The sequence below is a fragment of the Saccharopolyspora erythraea NRRL 2338 genome, from assembly GCF_000062885.1.
GTDB lineage: Bacteria > Actinomycetota > Actinomycetes > Mycobacteriales > Pseudonocardiaceae > Saccharopolyspora_D > Saccharopolyspora_D erythraea.
Genome location: NC_009142.1, coordinates 4,804,767 through 4,830,142 on the forward strand (window position 1 = coordinate 4,804,767; position 25,376 = coordinate 4,830,142).

General features: G+C 71.3%; 21 protein-coding genes. 10 read left to right on the plus strand and 11 right to left on the minus strand.

Annotation, left to right across the window (positions count from 1 at the left end):
- Positions 1-96 precede the first annotated feature (96 nt).
- Positions 97-327 carry a hypothetical protein gene (locus SACE_RS20795; protein WP_009949575.1) on the plus strand — a complete coding sequence of 77 codons (231 nt, stop codon included), beginning with the start codon at positions 97-99 and terminating at the stop codon, positions 325-327.
- Between the two features lie 4 nt (positions 328-331).
- Here SACE_RS20795 and SACE_RS20800 read toward each other — a convergent pair whose 3' ends face one another.
- Entirely contained in the window at positions 332-1,861 is a 1,530-nt protein-coding gene (locus SACE_RS20800; RefSeq protein ID WP_009949574.1) for an amidase, read from the minus strand.
- Positions 1,862-2,184: 323 nt separating this feature from the next.
- On the opposite strand from SACE_RS20800, the gene SACE_RS20805 reads away from it, so the two are divergent.
- Entirely contained in the window at positions 2,185-4,065 is a 1,881-nt protein-coding gene (locus SACE_RS20805; RefSeq protein ID WP_269453496.1) for an AfsR/SARP family transcriptional regulator, read from the plus strand.
- Here SACE_RS20805 and SACE_RS20810 read toward each other — a convergent pair.
- The 4 genes from SACE_RS20810 to SACE_RS20825 form a co-directional block, all read right to left on the minus strand.
- The gene (locus SACE_RS20810; RefSeq protein WP_009949571.1) at positions 4,049-5,002 is read right to left on the minus strand and encodes an ornithine carbamoyltransferase; all 954 of its coding nucleotides are present in this window, start codon (positions 5,000-5,002) and stop codon (positions 4,049-4,051) included. The genes SACE_RS20805 and SACE_RS20810 overlap by 17 nt on opposite strands.
- Positions 5,003-5,208: 206 nt before the next feature.
- A complete protein-coding gene (locus tag SACE_RS39785; protein WP_269453497.1) occupies positions 5,209-5,697 on the minus strand; it encodes an amidase family protein in 489 nt (162 codons plus the stop codon).
- The gene (locus SACE_RS39790; RefSeq protein ID WP_009949569.1) at positions 5,652-6,587 is read right to left on the minus strand and encodes an amidase; all 936 of its coding nucleotides are present in this window, start codon (positions 6,585-6,587) and stop codon (positions 5,652-5,654) included. The genes SACE_RS39785 and SACE_RS39790 overlap by 46 nt, the downstream gene beginning before the upstream one ends.
- Positions 6,588-6,630: 43 nt before the next feature.
- Positions 6,631-7,641 carry an AraC family transcriptional regulator gene (locus SACE_RS20825; RefSeq protein ID WP_009949568.1) on the minus strand — a complete coding sequence of 337 codons (1,011 nt, stop codon included), beginning with the start codon at positions 7,639-7,641 and terminating at the stop codon, positions 6,631-6,633.
- A gap of 70 nt (positions 7,642-7,711) precedes the next feature.
- On the opposite strand from SACE_RS20825, the gene SACE_RS20830 reads away from it, so the two are divergent.
- Positions 7,712-9,226, plus strand: coding sequence for a flavin-containing monooxygenase (locus SACE_RS20830; RefSeq protein ID WP_009949567.1), 1,515 nt, complete (start codon positions 7,712-7,714; stop codon positions 9,224-9,226).
- Between the two features lie 34 nt (positions 9,227-9,260).
- Here the strand turns inward: SACE_RS20830 and SACE_RS20835 are convergent, their stop codons facing one another.
- The 4 genes from SACE_RS20835 to SACE_RS39795 all read right to left on the minus strand — a co-directional run bounded on the left by SACE_RS20835 (position 9,261) and on the right by SACE_RS39795 (position 11,809).
- Complete coding sequence (locus SACE_RS20835; protein WP_009949566.1) at positions 9,261-9,566, minus strand: hypothetical protein; 306 nt, start codon at positions 9,564-9,566, stop codon at positions 9,261-9,263.
- 126 nt (positions 9,567-9,692) lie between these two features.
- Positions 9,693-9,911: a hypothetical protein gene (locus SACE_RS20840; protein WP_009949565.1), complete on the minus strand. Its 219-nt coding sequence runs from the start codon at positions 9,909-9,911 to the stop codon at positions 9,693-9,695.
- Positions 9,912-10,141: 230 nt separating this feature from the next.
- The gene (locus tag SACE_RS20845; protein WP_021341365.1) at positions 10,142-11,545 is read right to left on the minus strand and encodes a pyridoxal phosphate-dependent aminotransferase; all 1,404 of its coding nucleotides are present in this window, start codon (positions 11,543-11,545) and stop codon (positions 10,142-10,144) included.
- Positions 11,546-11,683: 138 nt separating this feature from the next.
- Positions 11,684-11,809 (minus strand): hypothetical protein, encoded by a 126-nt coding sequence (locus SACE_RS39795; RefSeq protein WP_269453498.1) that lies wholly within the window; start codon positions 11,807-11,809, stop codon positions 11,684-11,686.
- A 436-nt stretch (positions 11,810-12,245) separates the two neighbouring features.
- Between SACE_RS39795 and SACE_RS20850 the strand changes: the two genes are divergently transcribed.
- From SACE_RS20850 to SACE_RS20860, 3 genes are read left to right on the plus strand one after another with little or no spacing between them, the layout of a single operon-like run.
- Complete coding sequence (locus tag SACE_RS20850) at positions 12,246-12,758, plus strand: hypothetical protein (protein ID WP_009949563.1); 513 nt, start codon at positions 12,246-12,248, stop codon at positions 12,756-12,758.
- Complete coding sequence (locus tag SACE_RS20855; RefSeq protein ID WP_009949562.1) at positions 12,758-14,710, plus strand: GMC oxidoreductase; 1,953 nt, start codon at positions 12,758-12,760, stop codon at positions 14,708-14,710. The genes SACE_RS20850 and SACE_RS20855 overlap by 1 nt, the downstream gene beginning before the upstream one ends.
- A 32-nt stretch (positions 14,711-14,742) precedes the next feature.
- Positions 14,743-15,837, plus strand: a complete 1,095-nt coding sequence (locus SACE_RS20860; RefSeq protein WP_009949561.1) for a ferritin-like domain-containing protein — start codon at positions 14,743-14,745, stop codon at positions 15,835-15,837.
- Between the two features lie 65 nt (positions 15,838-15,902).
- Here the strand turns inward: SACE_RS20860 and SACE_RS20865 are convergent, their stop codons facing one another.
- Positions 15,903-16,829, minus strand: coding sequence for a DUF6461 domain-containing protein (locus SACE_RS20865; RefSeq protein ID WP_009949560.1), 927 nt, complete (start codon positions 16,827-16,829; stop codon positions 15,903-15,905).
- 270 nt (positions 16,830-17,099) lie between these two features.
- Here SACE_RS20865 and SACE_RS20870 point away from each other — a divergent pair, with 270 nt between their 5' ends.
- From SACE_RS20870 to SACE_RS20880, 3 genes are read left to right on the plus strand one after another with little or no spacing between them, the layout of a single operon-like run.
- Positions 17,100-18,833 (plus strand): fatty acyl-AMP ligase, encoded by a 1,734-nt coding sequence (locus tag SACE_RS20870; protein WP_009949559.1) that lies wholly within the window; start codon positions 17,100-17,102, stop codon positions 18,831-18,833.
- A gap of 27 nt (positions 18,834-18,860) precedes the next feature.
- Positions 18,861-19,115 (plus strand): acyl carrier protein, encoded by a 255-nt coding sequence (locus tag SACE_RS20875; RefSeq protein WP_009949558.1) that lies wholly within the window; start codon positions 18,861-18,863, stop codon positions 19,113-19,115.
- Positions 19,112-23,428, plus strand: coding sequence for a type I polyketide synthase (locus SACE_RS20880; RefSeq protein ID WP_009949556.1), 4,317 nt, complete (start codon positions 19,112-19,114; stop codon positions 23,426-23,428). Before SACE_RS20875 ends, SACE_RS20880 begins: the two co-directional genes overlap by 4 nt.
- A 27-nt stretch (positions 23,429-23,455) precedes the next feature.
- Here the strand turns inward: SACE_RS20880 and SACE_RS20885 are convergent, their stop codons facing one another.
- Positions 23,456-24,385, minus strand: coding sequence for an AEC family transporter (locus SACE_RS20885; protein WP_009949555.1), 930 nt, complete (start codon positions 24,383-24,385; stop codon positions 23,456-23,458).
- Between the two features lie 608 nt (positions 24,386-24,993).
- On the opposite strand from SACE_RS20885, the gene SACE_RS20890 reads away from it, so the two are divergent.
- Positions 24,994-25,173, plus strand: coding sequence for a hypothetical protein (locus SACE_RS20890; RefSeq protein WP_009949553.1), 180 nt, complete (start codon positions 24,994-24,996; stop codon positions 25,171-25,173).
- The last annotated feature ends 203 nt before the right edge of the window (positions 25,174-25,376 follow it).

Consider the following 25,376-nt stretch of genomic DNA (forward strand, 5'->3'; position numbering starts at 1 on the left):
GTTATCGTGTCCATTTCCGGGCTTCGCGCGCATGCGTGCGACTCTTCCCGGTGCAGTAGCATCCCGCGCCGACGAGCCCTTCGGAGAGGACTTGAAATGGGAAACCTGGACACCGGGATCATCAGCCTGCTCATCGCTTCCGGCACGCTGCTGCTCAGTCTGCTGACCCTGGCCCGGATCCAGCGAATGCGGCTCGAGAAGGAGTACCGCCTGCGAAACGAGGAGTCCACCCGGATCGCCTCCGAAACACATCAGATGCGCACCGAGCTGAATGCGCTCAAGGAGCAGATCCGGGAGCTGCACAAGCTGCTGACCGAGGCCGCGTGAGCGCTCAGCCGACCGAAGGCGGGGCGAACTCGGGCGGGAACCACGCCGGGTGCGACCGCTCGAACGCGTGGGCCAGCCGCAGCAACACCGGCTCGCTCCACGCCCCGGCCATGAACGTGATCCCGATCGGCAGACCGCGCACCGCTCCGGCCGGCACGCTGATCGCCGGGTAGCCGGCCAGCCCCGGCACCAGGGCGCTGCCGCGCGCGTCCGGGTCACCGTGGACGTGGTCGATCTTCCACGCCGGCCCGCCGGTGGGCGCGACCAGGGCGTCGAGCCGGTGCTCGGACATGACGGCGTCGATTCCCTCGTCGCGCGCGAGCCTGCGCATGGTGGCCAGCGCCGAGAGGTAGGCCGGGTCCGCGAGGTCCCCGCTGAGCGCGTCGACCATCTCCAGCGTCTCCTGGCCGAAGTGCGGCATCTCGGTCTCGGCGTGCTCCCGGTTGTAGGCGATCAGCTCGGCGATGCTGCGCGGGTGCTCACCGGGGGTCGCGGCCAGGTAGGCGTCGACGTGGTGCTTGACCTCCTGCAACTGGGCGAACATCAGCCCCTCTTCGGACAGCATCCGCGGCAGGCTGGGGATGTCGGCGCCGTCGACGATGACCGCACCGGCCCCGGCCAGCACCCGGATCGCCTCGTCCGCGACCGCGTCGGCGTGGTCGTCGTAGCCGAAGAACGACTCCCTCGGCACGCCGATCCTGACGCCCGAGAGCTCGGCCCCCTCCAGGCAGCCCAGGTAGTCGCGCCGGAACCGGCCGGCGCTCGCACCGGTGGCGGGATCGCGCTCGTCGACCCCGGTCAGCACGCCGAGCACGGTGGCCGCGTCGGCCACGTTCCGGCACAGCGGCCCGACGGTGTCCAGGCTCCGGACACCGGGGATCATGCCCGCCCGGCTGGTCAGCCCGACGGTCGGCTTGAGCCCCACCACGCCGTTGACCCCGGCCGGACCGAGGATCGAGCCGATCGTCTCGGTACCCAGGGCGGCGGGGCCGAGCCCGGCGGCGACCGCCGCCGCCGATCCGGAGCTCGACCCGTGCGGTGACCGGTCGAGCCGGTAGGGGTTGCGGCCCTGGCCGCCACGGGCGCTCCAACCGCCGGAACCGCTGATCCAGCCGCTCTTGTTGGTCTTGCCGAGCACGATCGCGCCCGCCTCGATCAGCCTGTCCACCACGGTGGCGTCGCGCTCGGGGCGCGCACCGAGCAGCGCCGTGGTGCCGTTGGTGGTCCGCAGCCCTCCCGCGGTCTCGAGGTTGTCCTTCACCAGCACCGGGATGCCGTGCAGCGGTCCGCGCACCTGGCCGCGCCGCTGCTCGGCGTCGCGCTCCTCGGCGATCTCGACCGCTCGCGGGTCGGTCTCCAGCACGGCGCGCAGCCGCGGGCCGCGCAGGTTGAGCCGATCGATGCGGTCGAGGTGGTATCCGACCAGCTCCACCGCGCTGAGCCGCCGCCCTGCCAGCGCCGACCGCAGCTCGGCGATGCCCGCCGAGGCCAGCGCGTCGTCGCCGCTTGCACCGGCCGTTCCCATGATTCCCATATAAACCTGCTTTCGTTATCGGAACCCTATCGATCCCCTGAGAACCGGATGAGAATTTCCCCTCCGGCAACTGTTCGCGATGGCAACAGGTCCAGGTCGCGGCGCCATTCGCCCCATTGCACGCCCGATAAATGCCGACTGCCCGGATTTTCGGGGTGAAACCGACCGGCGAGCGCGGACGTCACTTCGGCAGCGATCCCTTCTGTTGGCCCGTTAGAGTGAACCGCGTGTCGCTCGGGACACACTGGGGGTTCGGCCTTGGGGGGCCACGCAAAGCGCACGGACAGCTGCTTCTACTGGGGGGAGCAGCAGAAGGAAGACACATGACGGATCGTCTCGAATTCGGGCTTCTCGGGCCCTTACACCTGGAGTACCGGGGAAGGAGGATCGCGGTCGGAGGACCTCGCCAGCGGATCGTGCTGGCCATGCTGTTGTTGAATCCGGACCGAGTCGTCTCGATCGACCGCATTTCGGAGGCGATCTGGAACGGCCGTCCTCCCGCCACCGCCCGCACCCAGGTGGCGATCTGCGTCGCCGAACTGCGCAAGGCGTTCCGCTCGGCGGGCTTCCGCGACGACGTGGTGCTGACCTCGTCCCCCGGCTACATGCTCCGCCGCGCCGACCACGAGCTCGACGTGCTGTCCTTCCAGGCCCGGGTCGCCGAAGCCCGTTCCCTCACCGCCAGGAGGGAGTTCGAGCGGGCGACCGAGGCCTATGACGCCGCCCTCGGGCTGTGGCGGGGCCGCGCGCTGTGCGACATCTCGTCGGCGGTGGTGGAGATCGAGGTCGAGCGGCTGCAGGAGCAGAAGCTCGTGGTGCAGGAGGAGCGCACCGCGCTGCACCTGCAGCTCGGCAGGCACCGCGAGCTGATCAGCGAGCTGACCACGCTCGTGGAGGAGCAGCCGCTGCGCGAGCAGACCCGCGCGCAGCTCATGCTCGCCCAGTACCGCGCCGGGCGGCGCGCCGAGGCGATGGAGACCTTCCGCCAGGCGCGAAGGCACTTCATCGACGAGATCGGCCTGGAGCCGGGCCCGATCCTGCAGGAGCTGCACGAGGCGATCCTCAGCGACGACCCGTCGGTCCGGCTGCCCTCCCGGCAGTCCCGGGCGAGCTCCACCAGCATCCCGGCCGGTACCTTCCCCGCCGACATCTCCGCCTTCTGCGGGCGCGACAAGGAACTGTCCGATTTGGACATCCTGCTGCACCGGCCGCCCGGTGTCGTCGGCCTGCTCACCGGCAGCGCCGGCATCGGCAAGAGCGCCCTTGCCGTGCACTGGGCGCACCGCGCGGCCGACCGGTTCCCCGGCGGCGTGCTGTACGTCAACCTCCACGACTGCTGCCGGACACCGCAGGACTCCGACGCGGTGGACGTGCTGCACACCTGCCTGCGCCAGCTCGGCATCGCCGCCTGCGACGTCCCCGGCGACCTCGACGACGCGAGGTCGCTCTACCGCGGGCTCACGCAGAAGCGCGACGTCCTCGTGGTCCTCGACAACGTCGCGTCCTACCGGCAGGTCCGCCACGTCATCCCGGGCGGTACCGGCGCCAGGGCGCTGATCACCAGCCGCAACCAGATCAGCGAGCTGATCGACACCTCGCTGTGGCTGCGCGTGCAACCTGTCGGGCACGAGGAGGCCGCCGAGATGCTCGGCGCGCTCGTCGGCCACCGCGCCGCCGCCGAACCCCGCGCGCTGCGGGAGCTGGCCGAGCTGTGCGACCGGATCCCGGCCGCGTTGCGGATCGCGGGAACCAAGCTCATCGCCAAGCCGCACTGGCCGATCCAGCGGCTGACGAGCCGGATGCGGGACCCGCGCACCCGGCTGGACCACCTCGAGCACGGCGAGCAGAGCCTGCGCAGGCGTTTCCAGACCGGCTACCAGCGGCTGGCGCCCGAAGCGGCGCGGATGTTCCGCCTGCTGGGCGGGCTGGAAACCGCCGAGTTCGGCCTGCACGACGCTGCCACCCTTCTGCGCTTGGACACCGGCGAAGCGGAGAACACGCTGGAGAGCCTGGTCGACGCCCACCTGCTGGAGGGTGTGGACGGGCTGGAGACCGACGAGGCCTGCTACCGGTTCCTGCCGCTGCTTGGGGCGTTCGCGCGGGAACTGCACCGCGCCGAGGAGCGGACCGCCGAGGCGGCCCGGTCCAAGCCACCCCGGCTGGTGGCCGCGGGAGGAAAGCGGGAGCTCAGGTTCGCGATGTGAGCGCCCACTCCAGCACCGCCATGGCGCCGTACATCTTGTTGCCGGCCTGATCGAAGGCGATCGACCGCGGCCCGTCCAGCACGGCCGCGGTCGTCTCCTCGCCGCGGTGGGCGGGCAGGTCGTGCATGAACCACGCGTCCGGATACCCGGCGAGCAGCTCACCGCCCACCTGGAACGGGGCGAACACCGACCGCCAGTCCGGGTCCGGTTTCGCGGTGCCGGTGGTCTGCCAGCGCGTCGTGTAGACGATGTCGGCTTCCGCGGGCAGGCCGGTCATCTCCTCGCTCTCCCGCAACAAGGAGCCCGACTCCTCGGCGTAGCGGGCGGCCTGCTCGCGCACGTGCGGTTCGAGCCCGTAGCCCGGCGGGGTGTGCAGGTGCAGTTCGGTCCCCTCGAACCGGGTGAGCGACAGCGCGAGCGCCGCAGCGGTGCTGTTTCCCTCGCCGACGTAGAGGACGCGGGCACCGTCGACCGCGCCCAGGTGGCGCTGGATCGTCGTGAGGTCGGCCAGCGCCTGCGTCGGGTGCTCGTGCGCGCTCATCGCGTTCACCACCGACATCCCGGGCGGCGCGGCCAGCGCCCGCAGCTCCTCGGTGCTGCCAGCGGTCCGGCAGACCAGCCCGTCGAGCATCCGGGACAGCACCTGCGCGGTGTCCTCGACCGTCTCACCGGTGTTGAGCTGGAGATCCCCCGGCCCGTAGCCGATGATCCTGGCCCCCAGCCGCAGGGCCGCCGACGAGAACGCGGTGCGGGTCCGGGTGGAGGTCTTGCGGAAGTAGATCCCGATCACGGCGCCGGCCAGCGGCTCCCCCGTCCTGGCACCTTCGGCGTGGGCGACCCCGCTGCGCACGATCTCTCGGATCTCGGCCGGTTCCAGGTCCGCCAGCGAGATGAGGTCCGCGCGGTCCGGGCGGCCGATCGAACTCCGGGCTGTCATGGGGTCTTCCTCCGTGGGCTTCGCGAGCGACTGGTCACCGCGCGCCGTGCAGCCGCACGCGGCGCCCGAAGCCTGACATCGCGCCTTATTCCCGCCATATCGAAATCCGCGCCGGACCGGGTGCGTCGCGCGTCGCGCTTTCCGGACGGTCCGATGTGGAGCTCTCGGCATCGGGGATGGCGGCCTCGCGAGACCGCCGCCGCTCCTCAGCCGACCGGCGTGAAGGTGCCCAGTGCGGCTTCGACCGCCGAGGCCGCCGCCAGGCACAGGTCCTCCCGGAAGTGTGGGCCGATGATCTGCACCCCCATCGGCACCCCGGCTTCGACCCCGGTCGGCACCGCGACCGCCGGAACCCCCGCGAACGTCGTGGCCGTGCACAGCCGGATCGCCAGCCCGATCCGCTCGTTCCGCTCCGCGTCGAGCACCTCCACGTCCCCCGGCGGCTCGGTGGAGACCGGGCCGAGCACCAGCGGGAACCCGGCGAGGAACCGGGCCCAGTCGCGCACGATCGCGTGCCGGTCCGCGGTGGCCCGCAGGTACTCGTCCAATCCCGCGGGCGGCATCTGCTCCATGCTCAGCTCCATGTGCCGGGCGCTGTCGTCGGTGAGCAACGGCCGGATCCGCGGCCAGGATGAGCGGAACTCGCTGGTCACCAGCTTGCCGTAGCAATCGAGCGCGTCGGCCAGCCGCGGCACGTCGGTCTCCTCCACCTCGTGGCCCGCGTCGGAGAGCACCCCGGCCGCCGGTCGACCGCGGCCCTGACCCGCGGATGCACGCCCCACCCGCCCGGATCGGCAACCACGGCCACCCGGATCGGACCCGGCAGCGGCGGGCCGTCCAGCGGCGCCGGAACCGCGCGGGGGTCCCTCGGGTCGGTGCCGGCCAGCACCTCGAAGCAGGCGCGCAGGTCGTGCACGGACCGGGCGATGGGACCGTCCTTCGGCAGGAGCTGGGAGGCCAGCGCCGGCTCGTGGCCGCCGACGCGGTGCTCCATCGGGAAACGGCCGTAGCTCGGGTTCAGCGCGGTGATCCCGCCGTTGAGCGCCGGACCCCGCACCGAGCCGCCCGAGTCGTTGCCCAGTCCGACCGCGGCCATGCCCGACGCGACCGCCGCGCCGTCGCCGCCGCTGGTGCCGCTGGGGTCGCGGATGGTGCCCCACGGGTTGAGCGTCTCGCCGAAGAGCTGGCTGTCGGTGTACCCGCCGATGGTCATGTCCGGCATGTTGGCGTGGCCGATCGGGATGGCGTCGGCGGCGCGCAGCCGGGCCACCGGCGGCGCGTCGTCGGCTGCGACGCTGTCGCGGAACCGGGGCACGCCGTGCGTGGTGGGCACCCCGGCGATGTCGATGTTCTCCTTCACCGTGAACGGGACCCCGGCCAGCGGCCCGAGCGGCTCGCCTGCCGCCCGCCGCCGGTCGATGCCCGCCGCGGCCGCTCGCGCGCTGTCGGCCAGCATCGCCGTGATGGCGTTGTACTTGGGATTGGCCTCGGCGATGCGCTCCAGGTGCGACTCGATCACTTCACGCGCGCTGATCTCGCCGGAGCGCACCGCGGTGGCCAGTTCGGTGGCCTGCATCTTCCACATGCAGCGAAAAATACACACCTGAATTCAGATACAACACTGAATTTCACCGAGCCTCCGCGCCGTTCCTGCGCACGGCGCTCGGCGTGCTGCCCCACCATCGGCGGCAGCACCGGCTGAGCGCGGACTGCTCGGAGAGACCGAGCAGTCCGGTCACCTGGCTCATCGGCATGTCCGTGGTCGTCAGGTAGCGCCTGGCCGCCTCCCTGCGCACGTCGTCGAGAATCCGCGCGAAGCTCGTCCGCTCCCGGGCCAGCCGCCGCTGCATGGTTCGCGGGTGCATGTTGACCAGCCCGGCGACGACGCCGATCTCGGGCGAGGCGGTGCCCAGGGACTGCGCGACCACCGCGCGGACCCGCGGGGCCAGCAGCGTGGCCTCGCCCGGCGCCTGCTCGGCCAGGAACCCCAGCGCCAGTTGCCGCACCCGTTCGTCGCTGCCGGTGAGCGGCCGGGCGGCCAGGCTGCGCGGCAGCCGCAGCATCGGCGCGCTGCTGCCCGTCCGGACGGGCACGCCGAAGAACTCCTCGTGAGCGCGAAGCGAGCGAGGGGTGTGCGGCAGCTCCACGGTGCGCAGGCCGTAGGGCCCCGAGACCAGGAACTCGATGGCGCGGTGCAGGAAGCCGAGCGCGAGGTCGGTGGCCTGCACGGCGATCGGCGCCCCGGGCGGCAGTCCGTAGCGCAGCGCCGCCACCCCGCGCGCGCCGTGCGGGTCGTCCTCCAGCACCAGGCTCAGCGAGCGGGCGTGCACGAACAGGTAGCGGGAGGTGCACTCCAGCGCGTCCCCGACACTGGGCGAGTTCTGGATGGCCAGCGCGAGCGGGCCGAGCATGCCCAGGTCCTGGCGGGCGGCCACGCGCAGACCCAGGTCGGGGCAGCCCAGCTCCGCGGCGGCGATCTCCAGCACCTCGGCCAGCACGTGGTCGGGCACCAGCAGGTCGTCGACGTCGAGGGCCGCGACCGGCAGGCCGGCCGCCCTGGCGTGGTCCTCGGCGCGGCCGCCCAGCTCGGCCACCGTCGCGCGGAACCCGCGCAGCCCGGCCGAGCGGATCATCGACATGTCGTCCAGAGTCAAATCTTTGTCGCGTAGGGTCAAGGGCCGAACCCGACGAGCCAGGACACTGGGGACCATGACCACCACCGCGCCGCAACCGGAGCACCTCGACGTCGTCATCGTGGGGGCGGGGCTCTCCGGCATCGGGGCGGCCTACCGGCTCCAGACCGAGTGCCCCGGCCGGTCGTACGCGGTCCTCGAGGCCCGCGACGCGATGGGCGGTACGTGGGACCTGTTCCGCTACCCGGGCATCCGCTCGGACTCCGACATGTTCACCCTCGGCTATCCGTTCAAGCCGTGGCGCGAGGCGAAGTCGATCGCCGACGGACCGTCGATCCTGAGCTACATCAGGCGCACCGCGGCCGAGTACGGCATCGACGAGCGCATCCGCTACCGCACGAAGGTGGTCTCGGCGGACTTCTCGACCCGGACCGCGCGGTGGACGCTGACCCTCGACGTGCGCGACGAGACGGGCCGCACCGAGCAGCGCACCCTGACCTGCGACTTCCTGTACACGTGCGCCGGCTACTACGACTACGAGCAGGGTCACGACCCGGTTTTCCCGGGGGTGGAGTCCTTCGGCGGCACCGTCGTGCACCCGCAGTTCTGGCCCGAGGACCTGGACTACCGGGACAAGCGGGTCGTGGTCGTCGGCAGCGGTGCCACCGCGGTCACGCTGGTGCCCTCGATGGCCGAGGACGCCGCGCGCGTCACCATGCTGCAGCGCTCACCCACGTGGATCAGCCCGGTCCCGGGGCGGGACCGCATCGCCGACGGGATCCGCGCGGTGCTGCCCGCCGACCTGGCGCACCGTCTCCTGCGGGCCAAGAACATCGCGTTCACCACGGGCTTCTACCAGTTCTGCCGCCGGTGGCCGAAGGCCGCGAGCAAGCTGCTCACCAGGCTGAGCACCCGGGCGCTCAAGGACCCGGAGGCGGTCGATGAGCACTTCACCCCGAGCTACCGGCCGTGGGACCAGCGGCTGTGCGCGGTCCCGGACGCCGACCTGTTCCGGGCGATCCGCGGCGGCAGGGCCGAGGTCGTCACCGACCACATCGAGTCCTTCGTACCCGAGGGCATCCGGCTGCGGTCGGGCCGCGTGCTCGAAGCCGACGTCGTCGTCACGGCCACCGGTCTGCGGCTGCTCGCCTTCGGCGGGATCACACCGCACGTCGACGGGCGCGCGGTCGAGCTGTCGGAGCAGTTCGTGTGGCGCGGGGCGATGCTGACCGGCGTCCCGAACTTCGCCATGTGCATCGGCTACACCAACGCGTCGTGGACGCTGCGGGCCGACCTGTCGTCGCGCCTGGTCTGCAAGGTCCTCCAGCTGATGGACCGGCAGGGCTACGCGGCGGTGGTCCCCGCGCCCGACCGGAAGCTGGCCGAGCGGCCGCTGCTCGACCTGGACTCCGGCTACGTGCGGCGCTCGATCGACGCCTTCCCCCGGCAGGGAGACCGGTGGCCGTGGCGGATGCGGCAGAACTACCCGCTGGACGCCATGGCCACGCTGCGCGGTGACCTCGCCGGGGACCTCTCGGTGACTCCGCGCTCGGCGGTGCGCAGCGGCTCGACGGTGGAGGCGGCCGGCTGACCGACTCCGCCGCCGGACGCGGCGGACCGGGCGCCTACGTGGCGCGTCCGCGCAGGTGCGGCCGGAACCGCATCCGGCGCCGCGAAGCACGAGCGGACCGCTTGCGCCGACGCTGGTTCAGCGCGGTGAAGGACGAGCCGGTGCTGCGCACGAAGGACCGGCCGCGTGCGGGTGCCGCCCGCACCGCGCCGCCGAGTCCGCTCCCGACCTTCGACGACGCCGACCGGACTCCTCGCGCGACCCTCCGGCTGCCAAGGCGCAAAGCGAGCTTCGTGGTGCGCCAGCGGCCGAGCACCGCGGCGACCAGCTTCGCCAGCAACAGCTTGATCCGCAACCTCACCGCAACATCACCACCACCAGCCCCAGCAGCAACACCCGGGGCTGCTGCGGAAAAAGGGCGCCGGAACAGTGATTCTACGCCGGTCCGACCTCGACGACCGCGCTGAATGCGAGTCGCGGTCGCGGGTCACAGCGGCGAGACCGGAGCCTCCCAGCCCCTGCCCGTGGACCCCCACTCGCCGTCGCGTTTCCACCCCGCGGCCCGCAGCTCGCCCTCGGCCGCGGCGGGGTGGGTGACCGAGGGCGGAACCTCGAACTCGGCGACCATCCGGCCGCGATCGTCGCGCACGACGATCCGCGGGAAGAGCCTGCCTGCCGAGTTCACGAAGTGCGCGGTGTTGGCCATCTCTCGAAGACTTTCCATCCGGAGCGGTGAATGGAATCCAGAGTGGCACCACATCCGGTCACCGCACCAGCGAACGCGGCGGGAATCCGTTCTACGGAGCAACGCCTTGCCGTGCAACGAAGTCCGTGGTCACCCGACCTGAGCAACCGTGCCCGGAGACGACCGGATTCGCCGCTGCCGCACGATCGGTCCACTGTCGATCACTGGCCGGCAGAGTGTCCGTACCCGGCTCAACCGGACAACCGGTGCAGGGCCTCCCCGATCCGGTTCGCGGCATCCACCACGACGTCCTGCTGGTACGCGGTGAAGCAGAGCCGGAAGTAGCCCTCGTCGCGGCACGACAGCGTCCGTCCGGGCAGCAGCACCACGTCGGCCGCGTCGGCGAGGTAGGCGGCCAGGGCCGCCTCCGAAAGCCCGGCACCGGGGAAGATCCCGGCACCGTCGCGCCCCGCGATGTCCACGGTGTCGAGCCACCTGGTCAGGTCCACCCAGAGGAACTGGGCGGAGTTGGCCTTCTCGCCGCGCACGCACGCGATGTCCCAGTCGCCCAGCGCCTCCTCGACCGCTCCGTGCTGCGCCGTGAGCCGCTCGCGGTAACGTCGCATCGCGACGTCCCAGAACGGCTCGCCGTCGACCTGAGCCTCCAGCAGCCGCAGCGCCACCCGGTGCTTGAGCGAGTCGAAGGGGCTGAACCAGGAAAGCGACATCACCTTCGGCTGCTCGCTGCCCTTCATGGCGGCGCGGACCGCGGGCGACCGCGAGACGATGAATCCCGCGCGGAACCCGGAAAGGCCGAAGTCCTTGGCCAGCCCCCAGACGACGTGGACCCGCTGACGGGCCTCCTCGGACCGGACCGCGTCCAACGCGAGCGCGCTGACGAACTCGGGTTCGCTGCCGGCGAGCTGGGAATGGCAGTACATCTCGTCGGAGATGACGTGCATCCCCTTCCCCAGCGCCCAGGCGAAGATCTCCTCCAGCAGGTCCTTCGGGTAGTTGACCCCCAGCGGGTTGTGCGGGTTGGTCAGGACGAGCAGCTTGGGTGCGGGGTCGGCGGTGGCGTAGGCGTCCTGCAGGTTCCGCAGGCTCAGCTCGAAGCGCTTGACCGGGTCCGGATCTCCCGGCACACCGGCATGGGTGTAGACGCAGTGGAGCTGCGGACGTTGCTCGAACGACCACTTGAAGCCCTGCCAGCACGGCGCGGGGATCAGCACGCCGTCCCCGGGCCGGAGGACACCGGAACCGCGCAGCGCCAGCGCGACGCACTCCAACGCCGAAGACACACCCGCGGTGCCGAACACGTCGTCCGGCCGGACAAGGACCTCCGGGACCGGCCACTTCGGAGCCAGCGACCGCTCCAGCCGCTCGGCCATCCTCTCCCGCAGCCCGGGACTGCCGTAGGGGGTGACGTAGCGCAGTCCGTCCTCGGGCAACCCGGCGAGATCGCTGAAGACGTGCCGCTCGAGCAGCGAGTAGAGCGTCACGTTCTCGGCCACCGCGAGGTTGGTCTTCGGCGGCCGCGACTCGTGCTCGGCGAGGTCACGGCCCAGGACGAGCCGCTGCTCGGCGTCGGGGAAGCCGTCGGCGAACTGGTGCCAGGGCACGGCCGGAGTGGACGTCTTCGCGGAATCGGGCACGGCTCTCTCCGTTCTCGAACGGTGACGGTGCAGGTGTTGCGCAGGACCTCCGGGCCGCTGCGCGGTGTCTTGTATTGCTCCTCGTTCACGACCAGGCAGAGCATCGGCAGGTCTTTCCTGGCCTGTATCGCCGGAAGCTCATTGCGGGGAAGTGCGGTTCAACCTGGCTTTGCGAAGATAGTTGAATACCACGTCGCGTGTGATCTCGTGATGCGGATCGGCTTTCAGGCCGCTTGTCACCGGCGGCGACTTCAGCTCGCTCACGTGCGCTCACCTTCCTCGGGCTCATCGCCACTCACCACCACGAACAGCGCCGACCCACTGTAGGGACCGGACCCGCAGGACGGCCGCCCGGAATGACCGACCACAACCCGTTCGGTGGCGCCGTCCGCCCCTGGTGAGCGACACAGGTACACGCCACCTCGACGAGGCGGGAGCAGACCGAACACCACGTCCACAATGGAACAGGAATCCACCGGAACATCCGCGGCACGACTGCGGAGCGGACCATACCCAAACGACTATCGGAATATTCCATCGTGATCAACGTAGCCCGATCGCGAAGCCGCGTTCCCCGAATGACGCATTCGCCCACCCGTTCAGCGCTGCTAGCGTCGCCGGTTGTCGAGAAAGGAGATCCATGACAGACGAGCTCTCCCTGCCGAATCCGTTCAGGACTCCCAAGAAAAATTCATCAGAAGTGACGAAGGATCATTTCCTCAGCGATTCCCGCTACTTCGTCGACATGTCCGTGCCGCTGACCGGCTTCGACCCGATCGACCTCCAGGCCACCGGCATGACCGAGCTGTTCCTGCGGACCCTGGTCGCGCACGCCGGGCCGACACCGGCGCTGCAGCTGTTCAAGCACTGCGCCGAGGCCAAGAAGCAGCACAGCACGCCGTTCAAGCTCCCGGCCGAGGCCGACCTGGCCGAGCTCGCCTGCGCGGTGACCAAGATGTGGTACCTCGGCGCGTGGTACGGCGTCAGCGCGCACGCGTACGCCAAGCTCACCGCGAAGGCCGCCGCCAACGGTGAGAAGCCGGCGCCCAACGAGCAGTACATGGTCTCCGCGGACTCCTACGTCGAGGGTCTGCTGTGGCGGCTCACCGGCGGACACGTCCCCGGAGCGAAGCCCACTGGGTTCGGCAGCTGGGCCAAGGCCCCGGCCCCGATCGCCCCCACCCCCACCGGCCCGTACAAGGAGACCGCCTGATGAACGCCAGCCGCTACGCCGACCGGCATCGCTACGACGCGGTGGTGGTGGGCTCCGGGGTGTACGGCAGCCTCGTCGCCAAGCGCCTGGGCGAACGGGGCTGGCGGGTGCTCGTGCTGGAGGCGGGCACCGGGACCACCGCGTCCTGGGAGGGCTACACCGAAGCAGTCCGCGGATTCCGCGCCGCGCTGCTGAAGTCCCCGAACTCGCCGTACCTCTCCAATCCCGCCGCGCCTTCCCCGGACGCCACCGATCCCGACGGCTACTTCGTGCAGAACCCCGACGTCAGCCCGTACGGAAGCGACTACCTGCGCGCGATGGGCGGCACCACCCTGCACTGGGAGGGTGTCGTGCCCCGCATGCACGAGCACGACTTCTTCGGCCTGCTCAACTACGGACACGGCCGGGACTGGCCGTTCTCCTCGGAGCTGGACGAGAACGGCCTGAACGTGCTGCACGAGGAGGACCGCAAGGACGTCCAGAAGTACTACCGCCAGGCCGAACACGAACTGGGCGTCTGCGGTGACGCGAAAGAGCTCGAGCACAGCGGGATGACCATCCCGGACTACGTCTACCCGATGAAGGCGCTGCCGCAGTCCTACATGGACCAGGTGATCAGCCGCCGCCTGGGGAACACGAAGGTGACCCTGCACGCCGAGAAGTCGTTCGAGCTCAAGCCCACCGTGGTGCCCGCCCCGCAGGCGCGCAACGGCATTCCCAACCCCGACTACGACAACGGTCGCGGCTACCGGCCGAAGGGCGCGGCCGGGCTGCCGAACTACGGCGAACGCTGCGTCGGCAACTCCAGCTGCATCCCGATCTGCCCGGTGCAGGCCAAGTACACCCCGCTGCGCACACACGAGCAGTTCGACCACGAGCGGGTCACGGTCGCCACCCGCAGCATCGTCACGCGCGTGCTGTTCAACACCCACGGACGCGCCACCGGCGTCGAGTACCAGGTCTACGACGACCCGCGGTCCACGGCGGTCACCACCCACTACGTCGAAGGCTCGATGGTCGTGCTCGCCGCGCACGCGATCGAGAACGCCAAGCTGCTGCTGGCCTCCGGCGTGAAGAACGACAACATCGGGCGCAACCTCATGGACCACCCGCTGGTCGTCACCCAGGGCCTCATGCCCGAGGACGTCGGCCCGCACCGGGGGCCCGCCGCGACCTCGTTCATCGACGTGTTCCGGGACGGTCCGTGGCGCAACACCGTCGCGCCGTTCCGCATCGGACTGTTCAACTGGGGCTGGGGATTCAAGGCCGACTCGTTCTCGCGCGAAGTGCGGGCGCTGGTCGAGCGGGGCACGCTCAAGCCCACCGAAGCCGCCAAGGCTCCGGTGATCGGCCGAGCGTTGCGCGACCAGCTCGCCAAGCACATGCCCAGGCAGTTCCAGCTGGAGTTCATGCTGGAGCAGCCCCCGGACCCGAACAACCGCGTGACCATCGACCCCGCCCACCGCGACCGCCTCGGCAACTACCGCCCGGTCATCGCGTACGGCATCGACAAGTACGTGCGCGCCGGGGCCGAGCAGGCCGTCGCCGTCTCCGGGCAGCTCTTCGCCGCGCTCGGCGCCGAGGAGTGGAACTTCACGCTCCCGCAGCACAAGCACAGGAAGGGCGACGAGGCGGTCATCGACACCATCCTGGCCGGCGGGAAGTACCACGAGATCCTCGGCGCTCGGCACGGTGCGGGCACCCACATCATGGGCGACGACGTGAAGACCTCCGTCGTCGACTCCTACCAGTGCAGCCACGACCACCCGAACCTCTACGCCGTCGGCTGCGGCAGCCTCTGCTCGGTCGGCACCTCCAACCCGACGCTGACCGGCGCGATGCTCGCACTGCGCAGCGCCGACCAGATCCACGACGACCTGCTCGACCTCAACCGGCCGGTCACCGTCCGGGCCCCGGGCCACCTGCCCGCCGCAGCGTCCCCGCGCAACTGACGACCGCACCACCACCTCAGGAGCGAACGCACGTGAGCAACGACGACTTCGATTTCAACGACTTCAACCCGAAGGACCTCACCGACGACCCCAAAGAGGTCTCGCACCTGTGCCACTTCCTGCAGGCGGCGATGCAGATCGAGCTGACCACCATCCCCCTGTACATGACCGCGATGTACAGCATCCACCCTGGCACCAACGAGGAGGCGCAGCTGGTCATCCGCTCGGTGGTGTTGGAGGAGATGCTGCACCTGACGCTGGCGGCCAACCTCGTAAACGCGCTCGGCGGCAACCCCCGGCTGGACCAGGCCCACAACCTCCCCTCCTACCCGGCCAAGGCCCCTTACTCGGCCGAGTCGGTGACGCCGTTCCCGCTCACCCCCTTCTCACGGGCCGCGCTGGACATGTTCATCGCGATCGAGAGCCCGCCATACGGCAAGCCGAAGTGGGACACCCGGGGATGGCACACCATCGGCCAGTTCTACGGGCTGATCGACAAGGGGCTGCGGAATCTGGTGAAGCGCCACCGCGAACGGGGCGTCTTCACCGGCGACCCGGACAAGCAGGTCGGTCCCGAGCACTTCTACAACTCCGGCGGCGAGGTCATCAAGGTCACCGACCTGCGTTCGGCGCGGGAGGCGATCGAAGTCATCATCGAGGAGGGCGAGGGCCTCGACGAGTCGATCTTCACCAGCGACGACCGGCTGTTCGACGAGGAGCGCCAGGAGGCGCACTACTTCCGCTTCAAGGAGATCCGCTACGGCCGCCGCTACGGCGTGCACGACACCCCGGCCGACAACCCCAGCGGCGCCCCGATGGAGGTCGACTGGGACAGTGCCTACCGGTTCGAAGTGGACCCGAACGACTTCGACGGTAGCGACCCGCACATGGCCGACGCCAAGGCCCTGGTCGAACGCTTCACCCGCACTTACGCCGCGCTGACGTGGGTGCTGCACCGCACGTTCAACGGTGATCCGGCCAGGATGAAGGAGGCCGTCCCGCTCATGCTCGACCTGCGCTACCTGGCCGAGGAGATCATGCGGACCCCGCATCCGGTCAAGGAGGGGCTGAACCTGTACCCGAACTTCAACATCAGCCCGAATCTGCTCACCGAGGTCCAGAAGTAGAGCTGACCCATTGCGGTCGTCGATGGTGGGGGTGGTCGGCCCGTCCGAACAGGCCGACCACCTCCTCAGCCCCCGTTCCCGGTCCGCAACGCGGTTCCCAGCGCCTTGGTGAGCCACCCGAGGTCGTACCCGCGGTAGCGCTCGGCCTCGCTCATCCGGGCCCAGTGGTCGTTGAGCGACCAGCTCGCGCGGTGCGACTCGGCGAGCCACGCGCGGACGTGTTGGCCCAGCTCGCTTTCCGGGCTGACGCGCACCGGTGCCGTGCTCTCGGAGGCGGCGGCGAGGGCGTCGGCCAGTCCCGGTGTGCCGGTCAGCCCGTGCTTCGCCGCGAGCCGCCGCACTTCGGCCACGGCGTCGGCGGCCTGCTGCTCGGTGACCTCAAGCCTGACCGCGTCGCTGAACCACGGTTCGACGTGCGCGCTGACCAGCGGTGCGGTGAGCTGCTGGAGCGTGGGCAGGGCACCGGTGAAGCGCTCGACGAGGCGCAGCGAACGCGAGAAGGCGTTGTCGAACCGGTCATCGTCCTCACCCAACGCGAAGCCCACCTCACGCATCTGCGGAAGCAGCCGATCGGGATCCGCCCCGTAGCGGTGGTTCGGGAACAGCGGGTCGAACCCGGTGATCAGCACACCGTCGACCGCGTATCCGGCCACCGGGTTTGCGTAGTCGTGGCGCAGCAAGGAGAACGCCTCCGTGCCGCACGACAGCGCGGCCACCAAGTGGACGCCCTCGAATCCGCTGGGCTCGAACACGACAGTCCACTCGCCCAGCCCCAGCGCCGAGGCCATGGTCGGATAGCCGTCCTCGAAGTTGTCCAGGCTCCCGATCTCCTGCGGCGTGCGAACAGCGATGGTGTCGGCAAAGGCGCCGAAACGCCGCAACGCCTCCTCGGTGCCGACTCCCTTGATGAAGGTGAGGCAGTAGATCTCCTCCAGGTGGTCGTCCGCACCGGGGTGCGCGTCGGCCCAGGCGAGGTCGTCGGTGTCGTTCACGCTTGCACCTCTCAGTCATCTCGCGCGTGCGTCCGCGACGCTAGACGCGGGCCCCGACAACGCGGCCGCGGCGGACCACACATGTCCAAAGTAGACAAGCAGCGGAGGCCCACCGGGTGGGGTGTTCCCCCTGGCTGATCCCTACCTGGGCGCGGACCACTCCCGACCTCGGGCGCGGTGCCGCTCCCCGCGAATCCGGGGGCCTGCTCCCTCGCCCGCGGACCTGCCGGAGGGCAAGGTCTTCCTACCGGAGAACCTCGGGAGCCGTCCATGCACAACAACTTCGTCGAGCACCTGCGCGCCCAGGTCGCCGCCCACGGGGACACCCGCCGCTACGTCCACGTCCGCGACCAGGGCGGCGAACCGACCGAAGAGGTCACCACCTACGCCCGGCTGGACCGGCAGGCCCGCGCGACCGCGGCGTGGTTGCGGGACAACGCCGAACCCGGGCGCCCGGTTCTGCTGTTGCACCGGGAAGCGATGGACTTCCTGCCCGCCTTCCTGGGCTGCCTGTACGCCGGGGTCGTCGCGGTCCCCGCTCCGCTGCCCCACGACGCACGCAGCGCCGCACGGGTCACCGGAATGCTCGACGACGCCGGGGCCGACCTGGTGCTCACCACCGCGGACTGCGTCGACAAGCTCTCGTCCTGGGTCGCCGAAGCCGGCGGAGCTCGCCCGGTCACCTTCGCCGCAACGGACATGGACGCCCTCGGCGATCCGGAAACCTGGCGGATGCCCGTGCTCGACACCGGCTCGGCGGCCTTCATCCAGTACACCTCGGGTTCGACGAGCCGGAGCAGGGGCGTCGTGGTCACCCACGGCAACCTGCTGCACAACGAGACCGAGATCGCCCGGGTGACCGCCGCGGGCCGGGCCAGGACGCTGGTGAGCTGGCTGCCCCACTTCCACGACCTCGGGCTGATCGGCCCCCTGCTGCACGCCTTCCACACCGGCTGCGACGCGGCGGTGATGTCGCCGACGGCGTTCCTCAAGCGGCCGCGGCGGTGGCTGGAGGTGATCGACCGCTACCGGGCCGAGGTCACAGCCGCGCCGAACTTCGCCTACGACCTCGTCGCCCGCCAGGTGACCGACGCGCAGCTCGCGGGGCTGGACCTCTCGTGCCTGCGGGTCGCGATGAACGGCGCCGAGCCGATCCGCGCCCGCACCCTGGCGGCGGTCGCCGACCGCCTGCGGCCGGCGGGCTTCGCGCCGGAGGCCTTCGTCCCCTGCTACGGCATGGCCGAGGTGACGCTGTGCGCCAGCGCGGCCGAGGTGGGTGCCGCGCCGGTCCACCGCGACGTCGACCCCGCCGCGCTCGAACGCGACACCGTCGACACCGCGCCCGCGGGCGACGGGACCCGGCTGGTCAGCAGCGGCCGGTCCATCGGCACCGAGATCCGGGTCGTACATCCCGACAGCAGGCGGGTGCTGCCCGACGACCGGGTGGGCGAGATCTGGCTGCGCGGACCGAGCGTCACGGCCGGGTACTGGAACCGTCCCCACGAGACGGCGGAGACCTTCCACGCCCGCACCGCCGACGGCGACGGCCCCTACCTGCGCACGGGCGACCTCGGCTTCCTGTCCGGCGGCGAGCTGTTCGTGACCGGGCGGCGCAAGGACCTGGTGATCGTCAACGGCCGCAACCTCTACCCCCACGACATCGAATCCGTGGTGGCCGAGCTGCACCCCGCGCTGGCGCAGGCCGCCGGGGCCGCCTTCGCGGTCGACGCCGGCCACGAGCGGATCGTGGTGGTGCACGGCGTCCGGACCGCGCGCCTGCACGGCGCCACGCCCGCGGAGCTCACCACGCGGATCAAGGCCGCCGTCGCCGCGGCGTTCGAGGTGGCCGCCCCCAGCGTGGTCCTGGTGCCCCGCGCGGTGGTGCACCTGACGACCAGCGGGAAGGTCCGCCGCCGCTCGATGCGCGACTGGTTCCTGCGCGAGCGCACCGACGTCGCGCTGCACGAGGACGTCGAGCCCGCCGTCCAACGACTCCGGGCGTAACCGCCCGCGCACCCACGAGGAGACACCATGGCAAACGACGCCATCCGCACCTGGCTCACCGAGCGGATCGCCTGCTACCTCCAGTTGGCCGCCACCGACATCGATCCGGCCGTGCCGCTGGCCGAGCACGGCCTCGACTCGGTGTCCGCGTTGCTGCTGTGCGGCGACATCGAGGACACCTGGGGCGTGGCGACCGAACCCACGCTGGCCTACGAGCACCCGACCATCGACGACATCGCCCGCTTCGTCGACGCGGAACGCGGGCAGCGGAGGGCGGCATGACCGGCATCGCGATCGTCGGGATCGACTGCCGGTTCCCGCAGGCCCCCGACCCCGGCGCGCTGTGGTCGCTGCTGATGCGCGGCGGGGACGCCGTCGGCGAGGTCCCCGCCGAGCGCTGGCGGGCGGACGACTTCCACGACCCGGACTGCGGCCCCGGCACCGTGAACAACCGCTGCGGCGGCTTCCTCGCCGACGCCGACGCCTTCGACCACGAGTTCTTCGGCATCCCGCCCCGTGATGCCCAGGCCATGGATCCGCAGCAGCGGTTGTTGCTGCAGACCGCCTGGCGCGCGCTGGAAGACGCGACGCTCGATCCGCGCGCGCAGGCCGGGTCCCGCACCGGCGTCCACGTCGGGGTCATGACCAACGAGTGGGCGCACATCTCGATGCGCGACCTCGGGCGCATCACCCCGCAGCTCGGAGTGGGCAACGGCTGCTTCATGACCGCCAACCGCCTCTCCTACCAGCTCGACCTGCGAGGTCCGAGCCTCGCCGTGGACACCGCGTGCTCGTCCTCCCTCGTCGCGGTGCACCTGGCGTGCCAGGCCCTGCGGGCGGGTGAGTGCGACCAGGCGCTCGCGGGCGGGGTCAACCTGGTCATGACGCCCGCGCTCAACGTCTTCTACACCCAGGCCGGGCTGTCGGCGCCCGACGGGCGGTGCAAGCCGTTCAGCGGCGAGGCCGACGGCATCGGACGCGGCGAGGGCGTCGCGGTCCTGGTCCTGCGCCGGCTCGAGGACGCCGTCGCCGACGGCCTGCCCGTCTACGCGGTGATCAGGGGCACGGTGGTCGGCTCCGACGGCCGCAGCAACGGCATCAGCGCACCCAACAGGTGGGCGCAGCAGGAGGTCGTGGCCGAGGCCCACCGTCGCGCCGGCGTGCGCCCGCGCGACGTCGCGTTCGTCGAGGCGCACGGCACCGGCACCGAGCTGGGTGACATGATCGAGGTGAAGGCGCTGGGGAGCCTGCACGGCGGGCGGGACGACCCCTGCGCGATGGGGTCGGTCAAGGGGAACCTCGGCCACACCGAAGGCGCGGCGGGTGTCGCGGGCCTGATCAAGACAGCGCTCGCCCTGCACCACCGGGTCGTGCCACCCAGCCGGTACGCCGGGCAGGAGAACCCGGCGCTGCGACTGGCCGCGCACGGCCTGCGACTGCTCGACGCACCGATGGCGCTGCCCGGCGGCGTCGTCCACGCGGCGGTGAGCAGCTTCGGCATCGGCGGCACCAACGCGCACCTGGTGCTGTCCGCCGACCACACGCCGCACCCGGCGCCCGGAGGCCCTGGCGTCGGCGTGCTCACCCTCTCGGCCAGCGGACAGGAGGGGCTGCGCCGCAACGCCGCGATGCTGGCCGACGACCTGGCCGAGGTGCCCGGGGACCGGCTGGCCGAGTACTGCTGGACGACGAACCAGGTCAAGGCGTCGGGACGGCACCGGCTGGCGGTCGCGGTCGCCGACCGGGAGGAGGCCGTCGCGACACTGCGCGCGGTGGCCGCCGACCCGGCGCGCCTCGACGCGGTGTCCGGTACGGCCGGTGAGGTCGGCACCGGTTGGCTGTTCAGCGGTCAGGGATCGCAGTACCCGGGCATGTCCCGCGCGCTGCACGAGGTGTCGGGCGCCTACCGCCGTGCGCTGGCCGAGGCCGACGACGCGCTCTCGGCGCACCTCGGCGGGTCGGTGCGCGACCTGGTCCTCGGCGACGACGAGGCCGTGCACCGCACCGAGCACGCGCAGCCCGCGATCTTCGCGGTGCAGTACGCACTCGGCACGGTGCTCGCCGAAGCCGGGCTGGAGCCCGCGTGGGTGCTCGGCCACAGCGTCGGCGAGTACGCCGCCGCGGTGCTGGCCGGGGTGCTCGACCTGGAAGCCGCCTGCGGGCTGGTCGTGACCCGGGCACGGCTCATGCGGGCCCTGCCCGGCGAGGGCGCGATGCTCGCGGTCCGTTCGCAGGCCGGGGCGGTGGCGGCCCTGCTCGCCGGGCACCCCGAGTCCGACCTCGCGGCCGTCAACGGTCCCGACGAGGTGGTCGTCGCCGGCTCGGCCCGGTCGGTGCGTGCCATCGCGGCCGAGCTCACCGCACGGGGTGTGGCGACCCGGTGGCTGCGCGTGTCGCACGGGTTCCACTCGCCGCAGGTCGAGCCGATGCTGCACGCCTTCCGGGAAGTCGCCGACGCGACCACCTTCCGGCCGCCCCGGATCCCGGTCTGCTCCCCCGTGCGCGGACGCGTGCTGGCAGCAGGCGAGCCGATGGACGCCGCGTACTGGACCGAGCAGATCAGGGCCACCGTCCGCTTCAGCGAGGCCCTGTCGGCGGGACTGCGCGCGGCCCCGGCGACGCTGGTCGAGCTGGGTCCGAGGCGTGTCCTCGCCCCGCTGGCGGCCCGTGCCGGCGCGCCGGCGCGCTGCCTGCTCCCCTGCCCCGGCCCGCAGGCCACCGGGCGGGAGCTGTCCGAGGTGGTCGCGGCACTGCACCGGGACGGCGCGAACCCGGCCTGGGACGCGCTGTACGAACCGGGCCAGCGCGTGCGCCGCCGCCTGCCCGGCTACCGCTTCAACGCGGCGCTGCGCTCCTGGATCCCGTTGCCGCAACGCACGTCTGCACCGCCGGAACCCGACCTGGCCGCCGCCCCACCGGAGCCCGGCCCTCCCCCGCTACCCGCCGCGGAACCCGAGCACACCACTGGCGAACAGGAGACCAGCACCGCCATGCACGACGTCATCAGGCTCTTCCGGGAGCAGAACGCGGTTCTCGCCGCCTTCGCGCGGGGCGCCGCACCGGTGTCCCCCGTGCGAAGCGGCGCGCCCATGGCCGCCGCGGGAAAGGTCGTCGAGCACGTCGCCCGGGTCAGCGGCTTCCCGGAGTCCGCGCTCCGGCGGTCCCAGACCCTCAGCGGCGACCTCGGTTTCGACTCGGTCATGGTGGTCGACCTGCTCACCGGGCTGACCAGGTCGCTGCCCGGCCTGGCCCTCGACACCGAGCGGATCACCCCGGACACCACGATCGGCGAGCTGACCGCGCAGGTTCACGCCCAGCTCGGCGAACCCGAGGCCCCGACCGGCCCGCCCGAGCCCGCGGCTCCGCCCGAACGGCGGTACGAGCCCAGCCCGGAGCACCACCGCATCGAGGAGTTCCCGGAGGTGCGCGCCGCCGCGGACCGGCTCGCGGGGGCCGAGGCCGCCGGGGTCTCCAACCCGTACTTCCTGGTCAACGACGGGATCACCCGCGACACCTCGGTCATCGGCGGGCGGGAGGTGCTCAACTTCTCCAGCTACGACTACCTCGGCCTGTCCGGCCACCCCGCGGTCGTCGAGGCCGTGCAGGACGCGGTCGCCCGCTACGGCAGCTCCTGCTCGGCAAGCCGGCTGATCTCCGGGGAGAAGCCGGTGCACCGGGAGCTGGAAGCCGCGCTCGCCGGCCTGCTGGGGACCGAGGACGCCGTCGCCATGGTGAGCGGGCACGCCACCAACGTCACCGTCATCGGCCACCTGGTCGGCCCGGAGGACCTGGTCGTGCACGACTCCCTGGCCCACAACAGCATCCTGCAGGGCTGCGTGCTCTCCGGCGCCACCCGGCGTCCGTTCCCGCACAACGACCACGCCGCGCTGGATGCGCTGCTGAATTCGGTCCGGCACCGCTACCGGCGGGTGCTGGTGCTGATCGAGGGTGTCTACAGCCAGGACGGCGACATCCCCGACCTGCCGGCGTTCATCGAGGTCAAGCGCAGGCACCGGGCGCTGCTGATGATCGACGAGGCGCACAGCGCGGGCGTGCTGGGCGCCACCGGCGGCGGCATCGGCGAGCACTTCGGCGTGCGCCGCGAGGACGTCGAGCTGTGGTCGGGCACGATGTCCAAGGCGCTGGCCGGCTGCGGCGGCTACGTCGCGGGCAGCCGCCACCTCGTGCGGTACCTGAAGTACACCGCGCCCGGGTTCGTCTACAGCGTCGGGATGACTCCGCCCAACGCGGCTGCCTCGCTGGCGGCACTGCGGCGGCTGCGGGCCGAACCCGAGCTGGTCGCGGGCCTGCATCAGCGCGGTCGACTGTTCCTTCGGCTGGCCAGGCGGGCAGGTCTCGACACCGGCTGCAGCGACGGCACGCCGATCATCCCGTGCGTCGTAGGCGACTCGCTGAAGACGCTGCGGCTGTCGAACGCACTGCTGCGACGGGGCATCAACGTCAACCCGATCCTCGCCCCGGCCGTGCCGGAGGAACTGGCGCGGCTGCGCTTCTTCGTCACGACCCACCACACCGAGGAGCAGATCCACCGCACCGTCGCGGCGGTCTCCGAGGAGCTCTCCCACCTCGTATGACCATTGTGGACACTCCGGTGGTGCGTGCTATGTGACGAGCGCGACGATCGCGAGCATGGCCGGGAAGCTGAGCAGCGAGGTGGTGAGCACCGCCTCGCGCGCCAGCGTCGCACCCTGCTCGAAGCGGACGGCGTAGCCGAACACGTTCTGCGCGGTGGGCAGCGCCGCGCAGATCACGGCGGCCAGGAGCTCCGTGCCCCGCAACTGGAACAGCACGCCCATCAGCACCGCCATCAGCGGCTGCACGACGTTCTTGATCACGACGATGGCGGCGAGCGCAGGCATGCCCGCAGGCGAACGGCCGGGCCGAGGGGCACCGTGCAGCGAGATGCCGAAGGCCAGCAGCATCGCGGGCACCGCCAGATCGGCCAGCAGCTCGATGGGCGCGAGCACCGGTTCCGGCGGCACGTACCCGGTCCCGGAGGCGATCAGGCCCGCGGCGGTGGCGAGCGCGATGGGGTTGCGCAGCGGAACCGTGATCGAGCGCAGCAGGCGCGGTTTCTCGCCGCGTGCGCGTTCGGCGAGGATGTCGAGCGCCGTGGTGAACAGCGGGGTCAGCACCGCGAGCTGGAACAGCAGGACGGGCGCGATCTTGCTGGCGTCGCCCAGCGCGTAGGTGGCGATCGGGATGCCCAGGTTCCCGGCGTTGACGTAACCGCTGGCCATCGCACCGACCGTGGTCTCGGCCGCCGGCCTGCGCCGCAGCAGCCCGAAGGGCACGTAGAGCAGGCAGGCCACCGAGCTCGTCACCGCCGTGACCACCAGCGCGCTGGAGAGCACGGTCGAGAGCTCTGCGCGCATCAATGTCACGAAGAGCAGCGCCGGCGAGGCGATGAAGAAGGCGGCCCTGGCCAGCACCTCGGTCGCCGCGGCCCCGAGCAGCCTGGTCCGCCCCGCCAGATACCCGATCGCGACGACGGCGCCGATGACCAGGAAGCTCTCGATTACGCCGTTCATACCGCTGTCACGTACGTACACCGTAGTTCTGTGACGCCGGTCGCCCTCGAGCGGCCGGGAGTTGTTCGAGCGGCCGGACCCGCGGCGGCCCGTCCTCTGCAGAACGCAACTTCGGTCTTCGAAGCGGCGGCTTGCCCACCCCCAGCCGCGGAGTACTCACGCATTCTCCGGCGTGGACAGCTTTTTCGTGGCGCGCCCGGGATTCCGCCACCCATACCACCACGCAAGGTGAGCCCACGGAAAGGCACTGAGGACGCGCGGCGATGGGCAGCGGAGGCGGACCGCGCGGGGTGTCACCGGAGGCAGTCGCGGGTGCGGCCGTTCGGGGCAGCGCCGTGGGCCGAACGTGCGCGCCGCCGGGAGGCCGGACACAGCCTGCACAGAGCGTTCACCAGAGGTAGCACAACGAGTCCGAAAAGCCTCTGAGCTGTCACATTCGGCGAGTTACGCTAGTCGCTTCCGGGAGTATCGGCCGACGGACAGGAGGCCAAGATGACAACCGCTTCCGCTCTGGCGCTGGTCGCCGTTATCACCTTCCTCACCGCCCATGCCATCGTCGTGGGGATCGCCGAGATCGTCACGGCGCTCAGGACGGGGGTGAGCCGGTCATGAGCATCCTCCTCGACCGGGCCGACGACCGCACCGGCCCCGCGCTGTGCGCGCTGTGCGAACGACCGCTCGCAACCTCACCGTCGGACGACTTCTGCTCGGAGAGCTGCCAGCAGAAGTGGCACGCCGCCAACAAAGTCGACCAGTCCATCACCAGGGGCAAGCGACCGGCGGCCTGACCCGTCACCCGCGGCCGCGGGGCGCCTGACGGCGTCTCGCGGCCGCTCCACGTCCAGGGTGTTCCGACCGCTTCGCAGCGGGAGGCAACAGTTCGGTCGCTGTCGTTGACATGCCCGCAGCGCCGACTATACGTTGCACATCAAACCACCCCAATTGCAACATATGCAACAACGAACCGTTGAGGCACCGGACCGCAGCGGAC

What these genes read in the sequence shown, in the direction of transcription:
- SACE_RS39790 (WP_009949569.1), bottom strand. Translation starts at nt 6,587, where the DNA reads ATGTGGAAGATGCAGGCCACCGAACTGGCCACCGCGGTGCGCTCCGGC.
- SACE_RS20875 (WP_009949558.1), top strand. Translation starts at nt 18,861, where the DNA reads ATGGCAAACGACGCCATCCGCACCTGGCTCACCGAGCGGATCGCCTGC.
- SACE_RS20805 (WP_269453496.1), top strand. Translation starts at nt 2,185, where the DNA reads ATGACGGATCGTCTCGAATTCGGGCTTCTCGGGCCCTTACACCTGGAG.
- SACE_RS20855 (WP_009949562.1), top strand. Translation starts at nt 12,758, where the DNA reads ATGAACGCCAGCCGCTACGCCGACCGGCATCGCTACGACGCGGTGGTG.
- SACE_RS20890 (WP_009949553.1), top strand. Translation starts at nt 24,994, where the DNA reads ATGAGCATCCTCCTCGACCGGGCCGACGACCGCACCGGCCCCGCGCTG.
- SACE_RS20870 (WP_009949559.1), top strand. Translation starts at nt 17,100, where the DNA reads ATGCACAACAACTTCGTCGAGCACCTGCGCGCCCAGGTCGCCGCCCAC.
- SACE_RS20880 (WP_009949556.1), top strand. Translation starts at nt 19,112, where the DNA reads ATGACCGGCATCGCGATCGTCGGGATCGACTGCCGGTTCCCGCAGGCC.
- SACE_RS20885 (WP_009949555.1), bottom strand. Translation starts at nt 24,385, where the DNA reads ATGAACGGCGTAATCGAGAGCTTCCTGGTCATCGGCGCCGTCGTCGCG.
- SACE_RS20795 (WP_009949575.1), top strand. Translation starts at nt 97, where the DNA reads ATGGGAAACCTGGACACCGGGATCATCAGCCTGCTCATCGCTTCCGGC.
- SACE_RS20840 (WP_009949565.1), bottom strand. Translation starts at nt 9,911, where the DNA reads ATGGCCAACACCGCGCACTTCGTGAACTCGGCAGGCAGGCTCTTCCCG.
- SACE_RS20810 (WP_009949571.1), bottom strand. Translation starts at nt 5,002, where the DNA reads ATGACAGCCCGGAGTTCGATCGGCCGCCCGGACCGCGCGGACCTCATC.
- SACE_RS20830 (WP_009949567.1), top strand. Translation starts at nt 7,712, where the DNA reads ATGACCACCACCGCGCCGCAACCGGAGCACCTCGACGTCGTCATCGTG.
- SACE_RS20800 (WP_009949574.1), bottom strand. Translation starts at nt 1,861, where the DNA reads ATGGGAATCATGGGAACGGCCGGTGCAAGCGGCGACGACGCGCTGGCC.
- SACE_RS20825 (WP_009949568.1), bottom strand. Translation starts at nt 7,641, where the DNA reads ATGTCGATGATCCGCTCGGCCGGGCTGCGCGGGTTCCGCGCGACGGTG.